General features: G+C 68.0%; 17 protein-coding genes and 1 other RNA gene. 5 read left to right on the forward strand and 13 right to left on the reverse strand.

Annotated elements, in window-relative coordinates:
• The first annotated feature begins 3 nt into the window (after window positions 1–3).
• On the forward strand, window positions 4–1,137 hold the full coding sequence (locus ABU113_RS10325; protein WP_454559432.1) for a glycosyltransferase family 4 protein: 1,134 nt from the start codon (window positions 4–6) through the stop codon (window positions 1,135–1,137).
• Between the two features lie 88 nt (window positions 1,138–1,225).
• The gene (locus ABU113_RS10330) at window positions 1,226–2,236 is read left to right on the forward strand and encodes an NADP-dependent oxidoreductase (RefSeq protein WP_454559433.1); all 1,011 of its coding nucleotides are present in this window, start codon (window positions 1,226–1,228) and stop codon (window positions 2,234–2,236) included.
• 28 nt (window positions 2,237–2,264) lie between these two features.
• Here ABU113_RS10330 and ABU113_RS10335 read toward each other — a convergent pair whose 3' ends face one another.
• From ABU113_RS10335 to ABU113_RS10355, 5 genes are all read right to left on the reverse strand, one after another.
• Window positions 2,265–3,128 (reverse strand): dienelactone hydrolase family protein, encoded by an 864-nt coding sequence (locus tag ABU113_RS10335; protein WP_454559434.1) that lies wholly within the window; start codon window positions 3,126–3,128, stop codon window positions 2,265–2,267.
• Window positions 3,129–3,255: 127 nt separating this feature from the next.
• On the reverse strand, window positions 3,256–4,662 hold the full coding sequence (fumC, locus tag ABU113_RS10340; RefSeq protein WP_454559471.1) for a class II fumarate hydratase: 1,407 nt from the start codon (window positions 4,660–4,662) through the stop codon (window positions 3,256–3,258).
• A gap of 62 nt (window positions 4,663–4,724) precedes the next feature.
• Window positions 4,725–5,213 (reverse strand): SspB family protein, encoded by a 489-nt coding sequence (locus ABU113_RS10345; RefSeq protein ID WP_454559435.1) that lies wholly within the window; start codon window positions 5,211–5,213, stop codon window positions 4,725–4,727.
• Between the two features lie 98 nt (window positions 5,214–5,311).
• Window positions 5,312–5,664, reverse strand: a transfer-messenger RNA (tmRNA) gene (ssrA, locus tag ABU113_RS10350).
• Between the two features lie 17 nt (window positions 5,665–5,681).
• A complete protein-coding gene (locus tag ABU113_RS10355) occupies window positions 5,682–5,990 on the reverse strand; it encodes a hypothetical protein (protein ID WP_454559436.1) in 309 nt (102 codons plus the stop codon).
• A 141-nt stretch (window positions 5,991–6,131) separates the two neighbouring features.
• Here ABU113_RS10355 and ABU113_RS10360 point away from each other — a divergent pair, with 141 nt between their 5' ends.
• The gene (locus tag ABU113_RS10360; RefSeq protein ID WP_454559437.1) at window positions 6,132–6,605 is read left to right on the forward strand and encodes an Lrp/AsnC family transcriptional regulator; all 474 of its coding nucleotides are present in this window, start codon (window positions 6,132–6,134) and stop codon (window positions 6,603–6,605) included.
• 481 nt (window positions 6,606–7,086) lie between these two features.
• On the opposite strand, the gene ABU113_RS10365 is transcribed toward ABU113_RS10360, so the two are convergent.
• The 4 genes from ABU113_RS10365 to ABU113_RS10380 form a co-directional block, all read right to left on the reverse strand.
• Entirely contained in the window at window positions 7,087–7,563 is a 477-nt protein-coding gene (locus ABU113_RS10365) for an RT0821/Lpp0805 family surface protein (RefSeq protein WP_454559438.1), read from the reverse strand.
• A gap of 90 nt (window positions 7,564–7,653) precedes the next feature.
• Window positions 7,654–9,084 (reverse strand): sensor histidine kinase, encoded by a 1,431-nt coding sequence (locus ABU113_RS10370; RefSeq protein ID WP_454559439.1) that lies wholly within the window; start codon window positions 9,082–9,084, stop codon window positions 7,654–7,656.
• Window positions 9,053–9,718 carry a response regulator gene (locus tag ABU113_RS10375; RefSeq protein ID WP_454559440.1) on the reverse strand — a complete coding sequence of 222 codons (666 nt, stop codon included), beginning with the start codon at window positions 9,716–9,718 and terminating at the stop codon, window positions 9,053–9,055. Before ABU113_RS10375 ends, ABU113_RS10370 begins: the two co-directional genes overlap by 32 nt.
• Before the next feature lie 22 nt (window positions 9,719–9,740).
• A complete protein-coding gene (locus tag ABU113_RS10380; RefSeq protein WP_454559441.1) occupies window positions 9,741–10,139 on the reverse strand; it encodes a PepSY domain-containing protein in 399 nt (132 codons plus the stop codon).
• Window positions 10,140–10,234: 95 nt separating this feature from the next.
• Between ABU113_RS10380 and ABU113_RS10385 the strand changes: the two genes are divergently transcribed.
• Both ABU113_RS10385 and ABU113_RS10390 read left to right on the forward strand, forming a co-directional pair.
• Window positions 10,235–12,031, forward strand: a complete 1,797-nt coding sequence (locus ABU113_RS10385) for an ABC-F family ATP-binding cassette domain-containing protein (protein ID WP_454559442.1) — start codon at window positions 10,235–10,237, stop codon at window positions 12,029–12,031.
• Between the two features lie 260 nt (window positions 12,032–12,291).
• Window positions 12,292–13,365 carry a methyl-accepting chemotaxis protein gene (locus ABU113_RS10390; protein ID WP_454559443.1) on the forward strand — a complete coding sequence of 358 codons (1,074 nt, stop codon included), beginning with the start codon at window positions 12,292–12,294 and terminating at the stop codon, window positions 13,363–13,365.
• A 33-nt stretch (window positions 13,366–13,398) separates the two neighbouring features.
• Here the strand turns inward: ABU113_RS10390 and yaaA are convergent, their stop codons facing one another.
• The 4 genes from yaaA to sdhC all read right to left on the reverse strand — a co-directional run bounded on the left by yaaA (window position 13,399) and on the right by sdhC (window position 17,085).
• A complete protein-coding gene (yaaA, locus tag ABU113_RS10395) occupies window positions 13,399–14,175 on the reverse strand; it encodes a peroxide stress protein YaaA (protein WP_454559444.1) in 777 nt (258 codons plus the stop codon).
• 333 nt (window positions 14,176–14,508) lie between these two features.
• Window positions 14,509–16,299 (reverse strand): succinate dehydrogenase flavoprotein subunit, encoded by a 1,791-nt coding sequence (sdhA, locus tag ABU113_RS10400; protein WP_454559445.1) that lies wholly within the window; start codon window positions 16,297–16,299, stop codon window positions 14,509–14,511.
• 3 nt (window positions 16,300–16,302) lie between these two features.
• Window positions 16,303–16,683, reverse strand: a complete 381-nt coding sequence (gene sdhD / locus ABU113_RS10405; protein ID WP_454559446.1) for a succinate dehydrogenase, hydrophobic membrane anchor protein — start codon at window positions 16,681–16,683, stop codon at window positions 16,303–16,305.
• A 15-nt stretch (window positions 16,684–16,698) separates the two neighbouring features.
• Window positions 16,699–17,085, reverse strand: coding sequence for a succinate dehydrogenase, cytochrome b556 subunit (sdhC, locus tag ABU113_RS10410; RefSeq protein ID WP_454559447.1), 387 nt, complete (start codon window positions 17,083–17,085; stop codon window positions 16,699–16,701).
• Window positions 17,086–17,157: the final 72 nt, after the last annotated feature.

Raw genomic sequence — 17,157 nt, forward strand, 5'->3', positions numbered from 1 at the left:
GCGATGCCTCGGCGACGCTGGCTGCATGTCTTCTCGACCTTCGATGTCGGTGGACCACAGGTGCGCGCCTGCCAGCTGATGAACATCTGGGGCGATGCCATCGAGCATCATGTTGCCTCCGCCAACGCCGGTCAGTATGCGGCGCGCGCACTGGTGGAGCCGGTGGTCCCGCTGGCGATCGTCGACGATCTTGCGCCCTTCAAGGGGCCGGCGCTCCCGGTGCGGCTCTGGAAGATCGGCCAGGCGCTGGCACGCAGCGACTATGACCTGGTGCTGACCTACAACTGGGGCGCCATCGAGGTTGCGCTGGCCAACCGGCTGCTGGCGCGCGTGCCATTGGTCCACCATGAGGATGGCTTTGGACCGGACGAGGCGGCGGGGACACTGCCCCGGCGTGATCTGATCCGCCGGCTGGCGCTGCCGGGGGCAGGCGCCGTGGTCGCCTGCTCACGCCGGATCGAACAGCTGGCGCTGACGCGCTGGGGCCAGTCCACGGCCCGCGTCCACTATGTTCCCAACGGCGTCGACGTGCTGGCGTTCGATCGCCATCCCGCGCCCGACGCCATTCCGGGGCTAACACGGCGGCCGGGTGACCTGGTGGTCGGTACCATGGCCGGGTTGCGGCCGGAGAAAAACCTGCGCCGTCTGGTGCGCGCCTTCGCCCTCGCCACCCGGGGGCGCGGCAACGTCCGGCTGGTGATCGCCGGCAAGGGCGTCGAGGAAGCTGGCATCCGCGCCGAGGCGCAGGCCTATGGCGTTGCCGATCAGCTGCTGCTGCCCGGCTATCTGCGCGATCCGGCGCGCTATGTCGGCCTGTTCGACGTCTTCGCCATTTCCTCCGACACCGAGCAGTTCCCCATCAGCCTCGTCGAGGCGATGGCGGCACGCCTGCCGGCGATCTGCACCGACGTCGGCGACATCGCCGACATCGTGGCGACCGAGAACAGTCCGTATGTCGTGCCGGCGACAGACGAGGCGGCGCTGGCGCGCGGTCTGGAACGTCTGCTGGCCGATGCCGAGCTGCGCCACCGCATCGGCAACGCCAACCGGGTGCGGGTGGAAAGCCAGTTCAGCCAGCAGCGCATGGTCGAAAGCTACCGGGCGATCTACGCCGAGGTGGGGGGGATCGGGTGGTAAGCATGGACGGCTGAGGCCGGCTCTGCCAAGGTTGCCCGGACACCTGTCGTGCGCGATATATCGAGAAGCAACTTTGGGGAGTGAGCCTATGACCACCATGCGTTCCTGGCGCCTGCGCCATCGCCCGGTTGGCGACATCAAGGACAGCGATCTCGAACTGGTGAGCGAGCCGGTTCCGTCGCTCGCCGACGGCGAGTTTCTGGTGCGTACCGTCTATCTGTCGCTCGATCCCACCAACCGTATCTGGATGAGCGACATGGACCAGTACATGCCGCCGGTCGAGATCGGCGACATCATGCGCGGCGGGGTCGCCGGCGTGGTCGTTGAATCACGCAATCCTCGTTTCAAGGTCGGTGACACGGTGTCGGGGCTCGGCGGCTGGGCCGACTATTTCGTCTCCGACGGCAGCATGCTGAGCCCGATGCCGCCGGCGCCGGGCGTGCCGCTGGCGGTGCAGTTCGGCCTGTTTTCGCTGATCGGTCCCACCGCCTATTTCGGCCTGCTCGATATCGGCCAGCCCAAGCCCGGCGAGACAGTGGTGGTGTCGGCCGCCGCCGGCGCGGTCGGCAGCCTGGTCGGGCAGATCGCCAAGATCAAGGGTTGCCGGGTGATCGGCATTGCCGGCTCCGACGACAAGTGCCGCTGGATCACCGAGGAACTCGGCTTCGATGGCGCCATCAACTACAAGCGCGAGAATGTCGGCGCCCGTCTTGACGAACTGTGCCCCAACGGCATCGACGTCAATTTCGAGAATGTCGGCGGCGAGATCATGGAAGCGGTGATGCAGCGGATGAACAATTACAGCCGCATGCCGCTGTGCGGACTGATCTCCACCTACAACGACACCGAGCCGGCGCCGGGGCCGCGCACCTGGCCGTTGATCCTGATGCGTCGCATCAAGGTGCAGGGCTTCATTGTGCTCGATTTTCTGCCGCGCATCGCCGAGTGCATCGCCGACCTCGGCAAATGGCTGGCGCAAGGCAGGCTCAAGGTCCGCGTCGATGTCCGCCACGGGCTGGAAAATGCCATCGCCACCGTGCGCGAGCTTTACTCCGGCGGCAACACCGGCAAGCTGCTGCTGCAGGTCGGCCCGGAGTGAGGTCCGGCCGGCGCGGCGCCCGGCAGCGTTACAGTCGTTCCTTGAACCACGCCAGCGCCGCCGCCCAGCCGGCGGCGGCGGCCGTGGCGTTGTAGCTCGGCCGGTAGTCGGCGAGGAAGCCGTGGTCGGCGCCGTCATAGACGGTGATCGTCGAGGGTGACCGTGCCGCGATCAGGCGCTGGCGCATCTGCTCGACATCGGCAAGTGGGATGCCGCGATCCAGCGCGCCATAGAGACCGAGGACCGGCGCCTGCAGCTGTGCCGCCAGATCGACGGGACGGCTGGGCTGCAGCGGGTTGGGCTGTCCGGTCAACCGGCCATACCAGGCGACGCCGGCCTTCAGTGTCGGATTATGGGCGGCGTAGAGCCAGGTTATACGCCCGCCCCAGCAGAAGCCGGTGATGCCAAGCTTATCCACCTGACCACCGTCGCCGCCGGCGAAGGCGGCCGTCGCGTCGAGGTCGCGCATTACCTGATCGTCGGGCACCTTGGCGACGATGGAGTCGACCAGAGTCTTGATGTCGCTGATCCGGGTGGGGTCGCCCTGACGGAAATAAAGGTCTGGCGCGATGGCGTAATAGCCGGCGTGGGCCAGCCGGCGAACGATGTCCTGAATCCATGCATGGACGCCGAAAACCTCCTGCACCACGAGGATGACCGGCCTCGGTCCGCTGTCGGCCGGTCGGGCGCGGTAGGCGGGGATAGTGCGGCCGTTCACCGGGACGTCGACCCAGGCGGTGTCGAGGCCGGCATCGTCGGTGGTCACGGCCGAGGCGGCCACCGGGCCTGCGGCCAGCGCGAAGCCGGCGCCGGCGGTGGCGCGCATGGCCTGACGGCGGGAGAACTGGGCGGTGCGTACCCAGTTGATCGTCTCGGGCAGTCGGTCGGTCATCGGGGAACTCCGAACAGGGGGTGTTCTGGTTGTGCCAGTGCTTCCGTCTGTTGTCATTGATCCTGTCGAGTCCCCACCGTGCGGGGCATGACGGCGTTGCCGGGAGCGGCATCCGGCGAGTGGCAGGTCAGTCCGCCAGCCCCAGCATTGCCTCGGGCCGCACCAGGGCGCGGAAACGTGCCTCGTCGATCAGCCCCAGCTCCAGTCCGGCGGCGAGCAGCGTCTGGCCATGGGCATGGGCGTGCTTGGCGATCTTCGCCGCGTTGTCATAGCCGATGGCCGGCGCCAGCGCCGTCACCAGCATCAGGCTCTGTTCCATCAGTGCCGCCAGCCGGTCGGTATTGGGGGTGATGCCGGCGACGCAGCGGTCGGCGAATGACGCCGCGCCATCGGCCAGCAGGCGGATCGACTGCAGCACGTTGAGCGCGATCACCGGCTTGAACACGTTGAGCTCCAGATGCCCCTGGGCGCCGGCGACGGTGACGGTGACATGGTTGCCCATCACCTGGGCGGCGACCATGGTCAGGCTCTCCGCCTGGGTCGGGTTGACCTTGCCCGGCATGATCGAGGAGCCGGGCTCGTTTTCCGGCAGCGCCAGCTCGCCCAGTCCCGAGCGCGGGCCGGAGCCCAGCAGCCGGATGTCGTTGGCGATCTTGTTCAGGCTCACGGCAATGGTGTTGAGCGCGCCGGACAGCTCGACCAGCGTGTCGTGGCTGGCCAGCGCCTCGAACTTGTTGGGCGCGGTGACGAACGGCAGGCCGGTGATGGCGGCCAGCTCGGCGGCGACCGCCTCGGCGAAGCCCGGCCCGCTGTTGAGGCCGGTGCCCACCGCCGTGCCGCCCTGGGCCAGCTGGTGTAGCCGGGGCAGGCAGGCCTCCAGCCGGGTGACGCCCATCGCCACCTGGTGCGCGTAGCCGGAGAACTCCTGGCCCAGCGTGATCGGGGTGGCGTCCTGCAGATGGGTGCGGCCGATCTTGACCAGACCCGCCCAGTCGCGTGCCTTGGCGTCCAGCGTCGCGTGCAGATGTTGCAGCGCCGGCAGCAGCCTTGTGGCCAGCTCGCGGGCGGCCGCCACATGCATGGCGGTGGGGATGGAATCGTTCGACGACTGGCCCTGGTTGACATGATCGTTGGGATGCACAGGCGCCTTGCCGCCGCGGGCGCCGCCGAGCAGTTCGTTGGCCCGCCCGGCCAGCACCTCGTTGACGTTCATGTTGGTCTGGGTGCCGGAGCCGGTCTGCCAGACCACCAGCGGGAACTGGTCGTCGTGCTGGCCATCGGCCACTTCAAGTGCGGCGACCTCGATGACATCGGCAAGGCGGGCTTCCAGACGGCCTGCCCGCGCGTTGACGCGCGCCGCCGCCAGTTTCACCAGCGCCAGCGCATGGATGAGCGGTAGCGGCATTCGCTCGTCGCCGATGGGGAAATTGCCGATCGCGCGCTGGGTCTGGGCGCCCCAGTAGGCGCGCGCCGGCACCGCGATGGCGCCAAGGCTGTCCGTTTCGTCGCGGGTGGCGAGGTCGGGGTTCGGCATGGTCACGTCAGCCTCCGGGGGCAGCAAAACCGCCGCCGCTGCCGTCAGGACCGGGCATGCCGTCAGGACTTCTTGCGGAAGCGGTCCAGGGTGATGACGTTGGTGGCCGGTTCATCGCTGGCGGGTTCCTCGGCGGCCGGCGCGTCGGTCGCCGCGATGGCGGGTTCGGCCTCGGGCGCGGCGGCTTCCACCTCGGGCGGCTGGAACTGCAGGCCGAAGTTCACCGCCGGGTCGACAAAGCCGATCAGCGCGTTGAACGGCACCACGATCTTGGTCGGCGTCTGGTTGAACGACAGGCCGACCTCGAAATAATCTTCGTGCACCTGCAAGTCCCAGAAGCGGTTCTGCAGCACGATGGTCATTTCGTCGGGATACTTGTCCAGCAGCGATTTCGGCACCACCACACCAGGGTAGCGGGTGCGAAACGCGATGTAGAAGTGGTGGTTGCCGGGCAGGCCGGCCGGGTCGACGCCCTTGAGGATGCGCGCGACAACGCCGCGCAGGGCGGCCTGCACATAGTCTTCGTAGGGAATGAGCGATTCTGTGGTCACGTCCCAACCGTGCGGCAAAGCGTTGGCGGCGTCAAGGCGGCTATCCGGCTAACATCATGAGTGGAGGGGCTTCTGTTGCCCGGCGCCCTCCCTGCCGCGGATTTCGCTTCTGTTGCCCGGTGCGTTCCAAACCGCGCTATGGTTGAAGTAACCGCTCCCGTTAGGGTTGGTTACGCGGCCAGAGCGAATGCCTCGTTGTCGTTGGCATTTGTCAGGTTTGACCGTTTTTGCGGCGCAGTCAGGCCGGGCGAAAGTCTCGTCTTTCAACACACGTCGATCCTAGTTCGCCCCCATCAGAACCGCCGCACCCTTGCGGGAAACGGCGGTTGTGGTGGAGGCGCCGGGTACCGCCCCCGGGTCCGCTGTGCCTATTTCACGACACCATTTATCGCCATAGCCGCGCGAACGCGGCATCCCCAATATAGGGACGGATCGACGGGAATAGAAGGGGAAAGCGTGCGACCGGAATCAGACCAGGACTTCGGTGAACTCCATCAGCCCGCCGGAGGCTCCCACCATCGCCTTGCGCCGGGTGGCGAACAGCCGGACATGGCGCACCGGCACCAGCTGGCCGATCTTGGCGGCGATCACCCGGGCGCGGGTATATTCGAGGTCCGGCACCGTCACCTCGACCTCCATCTCGTCCTCGCCGCGCCGGTTGGCGGTCAGGCATTCGGGCACATGGTTGTTCAGCGCGAAGAACTCCAGCACCCGCGACAGGGCGCCAGGGTCCTGCTCCGTCACCACCCGGTAGGTGAAACCCTCATTGCTCGGCATGACCATTGTCATCAATCCACAGTTCAAGCGAAAATCATGCAGTTTATAGGCGGATGAACGCGGAAAATCTTTGCAAACTTGCGGAATATGGCTGATATGGCGCATTAATCATCCACTCATAATGTAGATGTTGGAAAGGCCATGCAACACGCGCTCGATCGCCTCGACCGCCGCATCCTCGCCCTGCTGCAGCAGGACGCCAGCCTGTCGGCGGCCGAGATCGCCGAACGGGTCGGCCTGTCGCAGTCGCCGTGCTGGCGGCGCATCCAGCGCCTGCGCGAGGCCGGTTTCATCCGCGCCCAGGTGGCGCTGCTCGACCGTCGCAAGCTGGGGCTGAACGCGCAGATCTTCGCCCAGGTGCGGCTGTCGGCGCACGGGCGGGCGCATCTGGACGAATTCACCGCCGCCATCCGCGAGATTCCCCAGGTGCTGGAATGCTATGTGATGATGGGCGAGACCGATTTTTTCCTGCGCATCGTCGCCGCCGACATCGAGGCCTATGAGCGCTTCTTCTTCGACACCCTGTCGAAGCTGCCCGGGGTGCAGGAAATCAAGTCGACCATCGCGCTATCGGAGATCAAGCACACCACCGCCCTGCCGCTGGAGGAGCGGTAGGCGCTGAGGGCGGGGGCGGGGATCGCGCCGCTGTGGCGGCCAAGGGTGAAAAGTGGGGTGGATCCGCCGTCTTTGGTGGCCTCCTGCCAGGCTGATGACACGGCACACCGACCACCCCGGGCGTGGGCAGACTGCCACGATATGTCAGTGTCAGCAGATATTCAACCCCCGCGGTTGTTGTGCCCGCGGTAGTTATGATTGCGCGCGAGAGCGATAAGTGGGGTGGATCCGCCGTCTTTGTTGGCCTTCTGCCAGGCTCATGACACGGCACACCGACCACCCCGGGCGTGGGCAGACGACGATATTAGGCTGATAGCCGCTCTTTTGCAAGGTTTGCGGCGATCCGGCCGGGATCGTGCCGCCCTCGCGCAAGAAAGCCGGTGACGACGGGCGTCACCGGCTGTGAGGTATGGCAGAACCGGCACGGGCGCCGGATGCCAGGAGTCAACCGGATATCAGGGGCATGAGGTTGGCTCGGGGACTATTTCACGATTTTCCAGGCGCCGTCCGGCTGGCGGCAGGCAGTGCCGTAGGCGGTTTCCTTCTTGCCGCCGATCTCCACCGTCTGTGTGAACTCGCGGCAATACTGGTCCTTGTCGTTCTTGTAGGCGGGCTTGGCCTCGGTCCAGCCGGAGTGGCCGGTATCGGGGTTGTACCAGGTGCCGCGCTCGCCGGAGCGGCGGCGTTCCAGCGTCTCGTACTGGGCGCGCTCGGCCTCCAGCCGGTCGGCCTTGTCGAGGCCCTTGCCGATCTGGTTGCCGATCAGGCCGCCGATGATGGTGCCCGCGGCCACGGCGATGACGCCGCCCGAGCCGTCGTTATCGATGGCGGAGCCCGCCCAGGCGCCGAGCGCGGCGCCCGCCAGCGTGCCGACGCCTTCCTTGTTGGCCTCGCAGGCGGCCAGCGACAGGGCGGCGGCGGTCAGCAGGGCCGCGCGGGCGAAGGTCTTGGTGATCATCGTCACACTCCAGAAGCTCTCAACGTCGAACTTGAGGGTGAAACTAGGGGCGGCTGCCTGAACTGCGGCTGAACAATGGACGCAGGCGGTTTATTCCGCCGCCGGCAGAACGACGACGACGGCCAGTCCGCCAAGGTCGGCGGAGCGTTCCAGCCACACCTTGCCGCCGACGATCTCGGCGATGTCGCGCACGATCGCCATGCCGATGCCGGTGCCCGTCGAGGTCTCGTCAAGCCGCACGCCGCGCTCGAACAGCTTGCTCCATTCGCTGGCGGGAATGCCCTGGCCGTCGTCCTCGACGGTGAGGGTCAGGAACGGCTCGTCGTCCTCGCGCGGGGCGAGCCGCACGCTCACCCGCACCCGCTGGCCGCCATATTTGCAGGCGTTGTCGAGCAGGTTGCCGAGCATTTCCTCCAGATCCTGGCGTTCACCGCGAAACGCCAGCTCCGGGTCGCCCACCAGCTCGATGTGCACGCCCTTGTCGACGTAGATGCGCTCCAGTGCCCGCTTCAGACTTTCCAGCGAACGCCACACCGGCGTGCGGGCGCCAATCGCCGCCCGCCGGCCGAGCGCGCGGGCGCGGGCCAGATGGTGGTCGACATGGCGCTTCATCAGCGCCACCTGGGCCAGCACGGCCTGGCCCAGCGGGGTGTCGTCGCCGCGCGCCTCGTTCAGCAGCACGCTCATCGGGGTTTTCAGCGCGTGGGCCAGATTGCCGGCATGGGTGCGGGCCTGCTCCGACTGGACCTCGGTGTGGGCCAGCAGCGCGTTCATCTCGTGCACCAGCGGGCGGATTTCCGGGGGAAACGAGGGCTCGTCGATGCGGCTGGCCTCGCCGGAGCGGATCTCGGTCAGCGCCCGCTGTACCCGGCGCAGCGGCCACAGCCCGTAGGTCGCCAGCAGGGCGGCAAGGATCAGCAGCCCGGAGGCGAGGATCACCAGTGACCACACCAGCACCCGGCGATAGGCGTGAATCTGCGCCTGCAACTCGTCCACCCGCACCGCGACGGCGAAGCGGAAGATGCGCGGCGAGCCCGGCAGCACCGCGTCGCGCTCGGCGATGCGCAACGTCTCGTCGCTGTAGACGGCGACGGTGCGGTAGGTGCCGTCGAAATTGACCTTGTCGGGCGCGTAGGGCAGCGCCCGGTCCCACAGCGAGCGCGAGCGGAACGGCGTGATCCCCTTGCCGGAGACCTGCCAGTAGAGGCCGGAATAGGGCTCGAAGAAGCGCTGGTCGCCCAGCGGCCGGGTGAAGCGCACCTCGCCGGCGGGGTCGATCTCGGCCGAGGCGATCATCGAGCGGACATACTGGCTCAGCTGGTCGTCGAAGTTGCGGGTCAGGGTGTCGGCGAGCACGCGGTCGAGCGCCAGGCCACCGCCCAGCAGCAGCGGCAGGAAGGTGGCGGCGGCAAGCGCCAGCATGCGCCGCGACAGCGAGCCGCGTCGCAGGACCCACAGCCGCTCGCCCAGCCGGGGCAGGCCGGCGAGCCTAGGCGGGTGTGTCTTCGAGGCAGTATCCAAGGCCGCGCACCGTTCTGATGAGGTCGACGCCGAGCTTCTTGCGGATGCGGGTGACGAACACCTCGATGGTGTTGGAGTCCCGGTCGAAATCCTGATCGTAGATGTGCTCGGTCAGTTCCGTGCGGGAAATCACCTTGCCCTTGTGGTGCATGAGATAGGCCAGCAGCTTGTATTCCTGGGCGGTCAGCCGCACCGCCTCGCCATTGACGGTGACGCGGCTTGAGCGGGTGTCGAGCACCACCGGACCGGCCTCGATCTCGGAGGAGGCGAGCCCGCTGGTGCGGCGGATCAGTGCGCGTACCCGCGCCAGCAGTTCCTCCATCTGGAACGGCTTGGCGAGATAGTCGTCGGCGCCGGCGTCCAGCCCCGCCACCTTGTCGGACCAGGAATCCCGCGCCGTCAGTACCAGTACCGGCATGGCGCGGCCGTCGCGCCGCCAGCGTTCGAGCACGGTGATGCCGTCGATCTTCGGCAGGCCGAGATCGAGGATGACGGCGTCGTAGGTCTCGGTGGCGCCGAGGAAGTGGCCGTCCTCGCCGTCACCGGCGGCGTCCACCGCGTAGCCGACACCTTCCAGCGCCGTTTTCAGCTGGCGTTGCAGTGCCGGTTCGTCCTCGACCAGGAGCAGTCTCATGCCGGTATCTTCCCCTCAGTGATCAGTCGCCGCGCACCGCCAGTATCTGGCCGGTCTGGGCGTTGACATCGACGCGGACCACGGCGCCGCTGGGCCGCCGGTAGGTCAGGCGATAGACATACAACCCCTGCCGCGCCCCGCCATCATCCATTTCCACGCCCAGAAACTCGCCACCGACCCGGCGGGCGACGATGGCGCGGATCTGGGCCAGCGACAGGATCTGGCCGGCATTGACGGCGCGATAGGCCTCGTCCTGCTCATCGTCGACGCGCCGGCCAGCGGCACGCGGCGGCGGTGGTCGGTCGGGCCGTGCCTGTCGTTCCTGACGTGAGTCGTCCCGCCAGGCCTGGGCCGGCGATGCCAGCATCAGGCCAAGCAGGGCGGCGCCCAGCAGCCGCGAAAAAGTCTGACGCATGTTCATGGATGCGCTATCTACCTCTGCCCCCGTGAACCCGCCATGAACATGCCGTTCATGGTCCGGCGGCGTGTTCTAGCAGTTGTATCGGCCAAGAAACAATGTCTGCTCCCATCCTTTCCCTTGAGCGCATCGGCGTCCATCGCGGCGAGGGCTGGCTGTTCCGCCAGCTCGACGTCCATATCGGAGACCGCGACCGGCTGGCACTGGTGGGCCGCAACGGCGCCGGCAAATCGACCCTGCTCAACGTGCTGGCCGGCCGGCTGGAGCTGGACGAGGGCCGGCGGGTGCTGCGGCCGCGCCTGCGGGTGGTGCTGCTGGAGCAGGAGCCGGCGGTGGATCGTTTCGCCACCCTGCGCGACTTCGCCATGGATGCCGGCGACCAGCCGCAGCCGCCCGAGCCGCACGCGGTGGCCAAGCTCGCCGATGCGCTGGGCGTCGATCTCGACCGGCCCGCCTCCACGGCTTCCGGCGGTGAGCGGCGGCGGGCGGCGATCGCCCGCGCGCTGGCGCTGGAGCCAGACCTGCTGCTGATGGACGAGCCAACCAACCATCTCGACGTCGCCGCCATCGAATGGCTGGAGGGTTATCTGCGCAGCTTCGCCGGTGCTTTCGTGGTCGTCAGCCACGACCGCATGTTCCTCTCCCGGCTGACCCGGGCCACCTTGTGGCTGGATCGCGGTCAGGTGCGGCGCGCCGAGGTCGGCTTCGGCGGCTTCGAGGCGTGGAGCGAGAAGGTCGCCGAGGAGGAGCAGCGCAACGCGGAGCGGCTGGATGCCAAGCTGCGGCTGGAACAGCACTGGCTGGCCCGCGGCGTCACTGCCCGGCGCCGGCGCAACCAGGGCCGCCTGCGCAAGCTGATGGAGATGCGCGAGGTCCGCCGGCGGATGACCGGGCCGCAGGGTGTCGCCGCCCTCGCGCTGGCCGAATCCGAGCAGAAGTCGAAGGTGGTCATCGAGGCCGAGGGCGTCGGTCAGGCCTTTGGCGGCAAGACCATCTTGAAGAACTTCAACATCAAGGTGCAGGCCGGCGACCGCATCGGCGTCATCGGCCCCAACGGCGTCGGCAAGACCACCCTGCTCAAGCTGCTCACCGGCGAGCTGGCCCCCGACGAGGGGCGCATCCGCGTCGCCCGCACCCTCGACCGGGTGATGGTGGACCAGGCGCGGGCGTTCCTGACGCCGGGCAAGAGCGTGCGCGACGTGCTGGCCGACGGTGGCGACTGGGTGACGGTGGGCACCGAGAAGAAGCATGTGGCGGGCTACCTCAAGGAGTTCCTGTTCGACCCCGGCATGCTGGAGGCCAAGATCGAGACGCTGTCCGGCGGCGAGCGCTCGCGGCTGCTGCTGGCGCGCGAGTTCGCCAAACCGTCCAACCTGCTGGTGCTCGACGAGCCGACCAACGATCTCGACCTCGAAACGCTCGACCTGCTGCAGGAAGTGATCGCCGAATATGACGGCACGGTGCTGATCGTCAGCCACGACCGCGACTTCCTCGACCGCACCGTCACCATGGTCATCGCGCTCGATGGCTCCGGCAAGGCCGACGTGGTGGTGGGCGGCTATTCCGACTGGGAGGCCAAGCGCCTGCCACCCCCGACGGCCAGACCCGCCGCTGCCGCCCGCGCCGAGGCCGCCGCGCCCGCCCCGGCCAAGGCCGCCACCAAACTGTCCTACAAGGACCAGCGGGAACTCGACGGCCTGCCGGCGGAGATCGAGGCGCTGACCGACCGCATCTGCCAGCTGGAGGTCAAGCTCGCCGACCCCGACCTGTACACCAAGAAACCGGACCTGTTCGCCCGCACCAGCGCCGAGCTGGAGGCCGCGCGCGTTACCCTGGCGGCGCGCGAGGAACGCTGGCTCGAACTGGCGGAAAAGGCTGAAGCCCTTGCCGGCTGAGCCGACGGAATCAGAAGCCCTTGCCGGCTGAGCCGGCGGAATCAGAAGCCCTTGCCGGCTGAGCCGGCGGATCACCTGCCGGCTGGGCTGGTGGAGTCGCCTGCCGGCGGGGCTGGCGGGCGCACACTTCCCAGCCCTTGAGATGCCAGGATTTTCGCTGGTTGGATAATGTCTTTAGTCGCATTGTCATATAAGCCGGCGCACATATGATCCGTGATTCATGTTTGGCCGTCTGGCCAATGTTGAGGGGTCGCGTCACCATGTCCGTTACTGAGTCCATGCCCGCCGATCAGGCCCAGTCCACCGATCCCGAGCAGATCGCCCGGCTGGCGGTCGCTGTCGGTCAGGCGGTGCAGGAAGGCACCGAGGCCATTCGCGGCATCACCAGCCGCACCAAGATGCTGGCGCTCAACGCGCTGATCGAGGCGGCCCGCGCCGGGGACGCCGGGCGCGGCTTTTCCATCGTCGCCAACGAGGTGAAGGGCATCTCCGGCGAGATCGAGGAGGTGGCGCAGAATCTCGAGTCCGAGCTGGTCGGCAAGGCCCGCCTGCTGGAACAGGTGGGCGCGCGCCTCACCGAGGCGGTGCGCGGCCAGCGGCTGGCCGATCTGGCGCTCAACGCCATCGAGATCATCGACCGCAATCTTTACGAGCGCACCTGCGACGTGCGCTGGTGGGCGACCGACAGCGCGGTGGTGGCCGCCGCCGCCGAGCGCAGCGATGCCGCCTGCCGTCACGCCAGCCAGCGGCTGGGGGTCATTCTCGACGCCTACACCGTCTACCTCGACCTGTGGATCGCCGACGCCGCCGGCACGGTGATCGCCAACGGCCGGCCGGACCGCTACCGGGTGGCCGGCCACAGCGTCGCCGGCGAGGCGTGGTTCCGCGACGCGCTGGGCTCGGCCAGCGGCGACGACTATGCGGTCGCCGACATCACGGCCTGCCGGGCGCTCGACAACAGCCTGGTCGCCACCTATGCCGCCGCCATCCGCGAGGGCGGCGAGCGGCATGGCCGGGTGCTCGGCGTGCTCGGCATCCATTTCGACTGGCAGCCGCAGGCGATGGCGGTGGTCAACGGTGTGCGGCTGTCCGCCGAGGAGCGCCGGCGCTCGCGGGTGCTGCTGCTGGACAGCCAGCACAAGGTGATCGCGGCCTCCGACAATGTCGGCGTGCTGGCCAGCCATTTCGCCCTGGCGACCCAGCGCGGTGACATCGGCCACTACGAGACCAGCGACGGCGCGGTGGTGGGCTATGCCCGCACGCCGGGCTACGAGACCTATCGCGGCCTCGGCTGGTATGGCTGCGTCGTCCAGCGGCGCGCCGAGGACGCCTGAGGTCGGGAAAGCCGGCGCGGCGCGCGCCTGGCGTTACTTCACGAACACCCAGTTCCGGTCGTCGGACAGCGCGGCGTCAAAGCGGTAGCCGTCCGGCGCCAGGTCCTTCAGGTCGTCCGGCCGGTCGATGCCGGCCGCGCAGAGGGCGCGGGCCATGGCGCCGCGTGCCCGCTTGGCGTTGAACGAGATCACCTTGAGCTGGTTGCCCCGGCGCTCCTTGAAATGCGGCGTCACCACCGGGCAGGGCAGCCGCTGGGGGCGCACCGCGCCGAAATATTCCTGGCTGGCGAGATTCACCACCACCGGCGTGCCGGCGTCCGCCAGATCGGCGGCGATGAGGTCGGTGATGGTGTCGCCCCAATAGGCGTAGAGCGTGCGCGCGCCGGGGGTTTTCAGGGCGATGCCCATCTCCAGCCGGTAGGGCTGGATGAGATCGAGCGGCCGCAGCAGGCCATAGAGGCCCGAGAGAATGCGCAGGTGCCGCTGGGCAAAGGCGATCGCCCCGGCCTCCAGCGTGCCGGCGGCGAGGCCTGCATAGACGTCGCCGTTGAAGGCGAACACCGCCGGGCGCGCGTTGTCCGGGGTGAAGGGGGTGCGGAAGGCGCGGAAACGGTCGACGTTGAGGGTCGCCAGCGCGTCGGAAATCCCCATCAGGCTTTTCAGATCGTCCGCCGACAGCGCCCGGGCGTGGGCCACCAGGTCCGCGGCGCGGTCCAGCAGGCGCGGCTGGGTCGGCGCCCCGGCGGGCAGGGGGGCGGGCAGGGCGGACTCGAAATCGAGCGATTTGGCGGGGGACAGCAGGGTCAGCATGGCAACTCGGGCAACGGGCGTTTCATCCCCGTCACCTGCCGGGCCGGGTCCGATTCGTCAAGCGTCGCCACCGGCTGCTGTCGCCGGGAGCCGGATCGGTGGGTGCCATCCCCGCCCGGCGAGGGGCGGATGTCTGTACCCGCGATCATGCGGATCCGGCACCGTGGAATGAGTTTAACAATTTATGATTGCTTTTTTCCTATAACTGTGCCAGAAAGCCGTCAGTAGGCGTATTGCTCTTTCTCATTGTTGGTCTTTACCCGAGGCCCAGCTGAAACGCGAAGGGCCACGGGGATGCCCCGTGGCCCTGGCGATCAGCGGTGCGCCGCCGGATCAGTACACGCGCGCCTTCGGCTTGATGTACTCGATCTCGTCGGTCAGCGTGTTGGTGTGCACCGGACGATAGTCGATGGTCACCTTGCCGTCGTTGGAGAACCAGGCAACGGTATGCTTCATCCAGTTGTCGTCGTCGCGGTTGGGGTAGTCCTCGTGCATGTGCGCGCCACGGCTTTCCTTGCGGTTGGCGGCGCCATACATGGTCACCACCGCCTGCGGCAGCATGTTGTCGAGTTCCAGCGTCTCGATCAGGTCGGTGTTCCACACCAGCGAGCGGTCGGTGACGCCGATGTCGGTCATGCCCTGATAGACGGCGTCGATCTTGCCCTTGCCTTCCTCAAGGATCTTCTCGGTGCGGAACACGGCGCAGTCGGCCTGCATCGTCTTCTGCATCTTGAGGCGCAGCTCGGCGGTCGGCGTGCCGCCCTTGGCGTGGCGGAAGTGGTCGAGCCGGCCCAGCGCCAGATCAGCGGAGTCCTTGGGCAGGGCGGCGTGCGCCGTGCCCGGCTTGATGATCTCGGCGATGCGGTGGCCGGCGGCGCGGCCGAACACCACGAGGTCGATCAGGCTGTTGGAGCCCAGGCGGTTGGCGCCGTGCACCGACACGCAGGCAGCCTCGCCGACGGCGAACAGGCCCGGCACCACGGTGTCGGGGTTGCCGTCCTTCAGCGTCACCACCTCGCCGTGGTAGTTGGTCGGGATGCCGCCCATGTTGTAGTGCACCGTCGGCACCACGGGGATCGGCTCCTTGCGCAGGTCGACGCCGGCGAAGATGTGCGCCGTCTCGGTGATGCCCGGCAGGCGCTCGGCGAGAATCTCCGGCGCGATGTGGTTGAGGTGCAGGTAGATGTGGTCGCCTTCCTTGCCGACGCCACGACCCTCGCGGATTTCCATGGCCATCGAGCGGGAGACCACGTCGCGGCTGGCCAGATCCTTGGCCGACGGCGCGTAACGCTCCATGAAGCGCTCGCCGTTGGCGTTGGTGAGATAGCCGCCCTCGCCACGCGCGCCCTCGGTGATGAGCACGCCGGCGCCGTAGATGCCGGTCGGGTGGAACTGCACGAACTCCAGGTCCTGCAGCGGCAGGCCGGCGCGCAGCACCATGCCGCCGCCGTCGCCGGTGCAGGTGTGCGCGGACGTCGCCGAGAAGTAGGCGCGGCCGTAGCCGCCGGTCGCCAGCACCACGGCCTTGGCGCGGAAGCGGTGGATGGTGCCGTCTTCCATGCACATGGCGACGACGCCACGGCACTCGCCGTTCTCCATGATCAGGTCGAGGGCGAAATACTCGATGTAGAAGTCGCAGTCGTACTTCAGGCTCTGCTGGTACAGCGCGTGCAGCATGGCATGGCCGGTGCGGTCGGCGGCGGCGCAGGTGCGCTGGGCGGCCGGGCCGTTGCCCATGTTCTGGGTCATGCCGCCGAAGGCGCGCTGGTAGATCTTGCCTTCCTCGGTGCGGCTGAACGGCACGCCGAAGTGCTCCAGCTCATAGACGGCGGCCGGGGCCTCGCGGCACAGATACTCGATGGCGTCCTGGTCGCCGAGCCAGTCGGAGCCCTTCACCGTGTCGTACATGTGCCAGGTCCAGTGGTCCGGCCCCATGTTGCCGAGGCTGGCGGCGATGCCGCCCTGGGCCGCCACGGTGTGGCTGCGGGTGGGGAACACCTTGGTGATGCAGGCGGTCTTCAGGCCGCTTTCGGCGATGCCCATGGCGGCGCGCAGGCCCGAACCGCCGGCGCCGACGACGACGGCATCATAGGTGTGGTCGATGATCTTGTAAGCCTCGGACATGGATCAGGCTCCGAACGCGATCTTGAGAATGGCGAACACGCCGGCGACGCCGCCGGCGATGGCGAGGAAGTTGACCGCCAGCAGCGCGGCCAGCTTCATGCCGTGGTCGTGGACATAGTCCTCGATCACCACCTGCAGGCCGAGCCTGGCGTGATAGAACATCGCCACCACGAACAGCAGCAGCAGCACGGCGACCAGCGGGTTGCCGATCCAGGCCGTCACCACGGCATGGCCGCCGGCGACATGCGAGACCAGCGAGGCGATCAGCCAGACGGCGAGCGGAATGAGGGCGATGGCGGTGGCGCGCTGGAGCCACCAGTGATGGGTTCCGGCCTTGGCGGCGCCCAGGCCGCGGACCTTGCCGAGTTCGGTGCGCAAGCTCATCGGTCTCATGCTCCCTTAGGCGAAATAGACGAGGAACCAGGTCACCAGGGTCAGGATCGTCGATCCCGCCAGGGTGAGGCTGGCCAGCCTGCGGCTGGTGGCCGGGTCGTAACCCTCGCCGGTGTCCATATAGAGGTGACGGACGCCCGAGCACAGGTGCTGGAAGAACACGAAGGTCAGGCCGAACAGCACCAGCCGGCCCAGCGGACTGGTCGCGGCGTCGAGGAAGAAGGCATAGGCCTGCGGGCCGGACGCGGCGGCCAGCAGCCACCACAGCAGCACGGCGGCGCCGACGGTGGCCAGCCCGCTGCCCGTCACGCGGTGCAGGATGGACACCAGCATGTTGGACCGCCAGCGGTAGACCTGAAGATGCGGGGAGAGTGGTCGCGCCCTGTTCGCCATGTCGTCTTGCCCTCACAAACCAACCAATGAGACTCGCGGCCCTGTCCGGGCCACGGTCACTCGCGGAAAGGC

Source organism: Parapedomonas caeni (assembly GCF_041060555.1).
In the GTDB taxonomy this organism is placed as follows: Bacteria; Pseudomonadota; Alphaproteobacteria; order Sphingomonadales; family Sphingomonadaceae; genus CAUJIW01.

Coding starts and splice junctions, on each gene's coding strand:
- ABU113_RS10355 (WP_454559436.1), bottom strand. CDS start 5,990: ATGCCGAGCAATGAGGGTTTCACCTACCGGGTGGTGACGGAGCAGGAC.
- ABU113_RS10335 (WP_454559434.1), bottom strand. CDS start 3,128: ATGACCGACCGACTGCCCGAGACGATCAACTGGGTACGCACCGCCCAG.
- sdhD (WP_454559446.1), bottom strand. CDS start 16,683: ATGAGCTTGCGCACCGAACTCGGCAAGGTCCGCGGCCTGGGCGCCGCC.
- ABU113_RS10380 (WP_454559441.1), bottom strand. CDS start 10,139: ATGAACATGCGTCAGACTTTTTCGCGGCTGCTGGGCGCCGCCCTGCTT.
- yaaA (WP_454559444.1), bottom strand. CDS start 14,175: ATGCTGACCCTGCTGTCCCCCGCCAAATCGCTCGATTTCGAGTCCGCC.
- ABU113_RS10385 (WP_454559442.1), top strand. CDS start 10,235: ATGTCTGCTCCCATCCTTTCCCTTGAGCGCATCGGCGTCCATCGCGGC.
- sdhC (WP_454559447.1), bottom strand. CDS start 17,085: ATGGCGAACAGGGCGCGACCACTCTCCCCGCATCTTCAGGTCTACCGC.
- ABU113_RS10360 (WP_454559437.1), top strand. CDS start 6,132: ATGCAACACGCGCTCGATCGCCTCGACCGCCGCATCCTCGCCCTGCTG.
- ABU113_RS10390 (WP_454559443.1), top strand. CDS start 12,292: ATGTCCGTTACTGAGTCCATGCCCGCCGATCAGGCCCAGTCCACCGAT.
- fumC (WP_454559471.1), bottom strand. CDS start 4,662: ATGCCGAACCCCGACCTCGCCACCCGCGACGAAACGGACAGCCTTGGC.
- ABU113_RS10330 (WP_454559433.1), top strand. CDS start 1,226: ATGACCACCATGCGTTCCTGGCGCCTGCGCCATCGCCCGGTTGGCGAC.
- sdhA (WP_454559445.1), bottom strand. CDS start 16,299: ATGTCCGAGGCTTACAAGATCATCGACCACACCTATGATGCCGTCGTC.
- ABU113_RS10365 (WP_454559438.1), bottom strand. CDS start 7,563: ATGATCACCAAGACCTTCGCCCGCGCGGCCCTGCTGACCGCCGCCGCC.
- ABU113_RS10325 (WP_454559432.1), top strand. CDS start 4: ATGCCTCGGCGACGCTGGCTGCATGTCTTCTCGACCTTCGATGTCGGT.
- ABU113_RS10375 (WP_454559440.1), bottom strand. CDS start 9,718: ATGAGACTGCTCCTGGTCGAGGACGAACCGGCACTGCAACGCCAGCTG.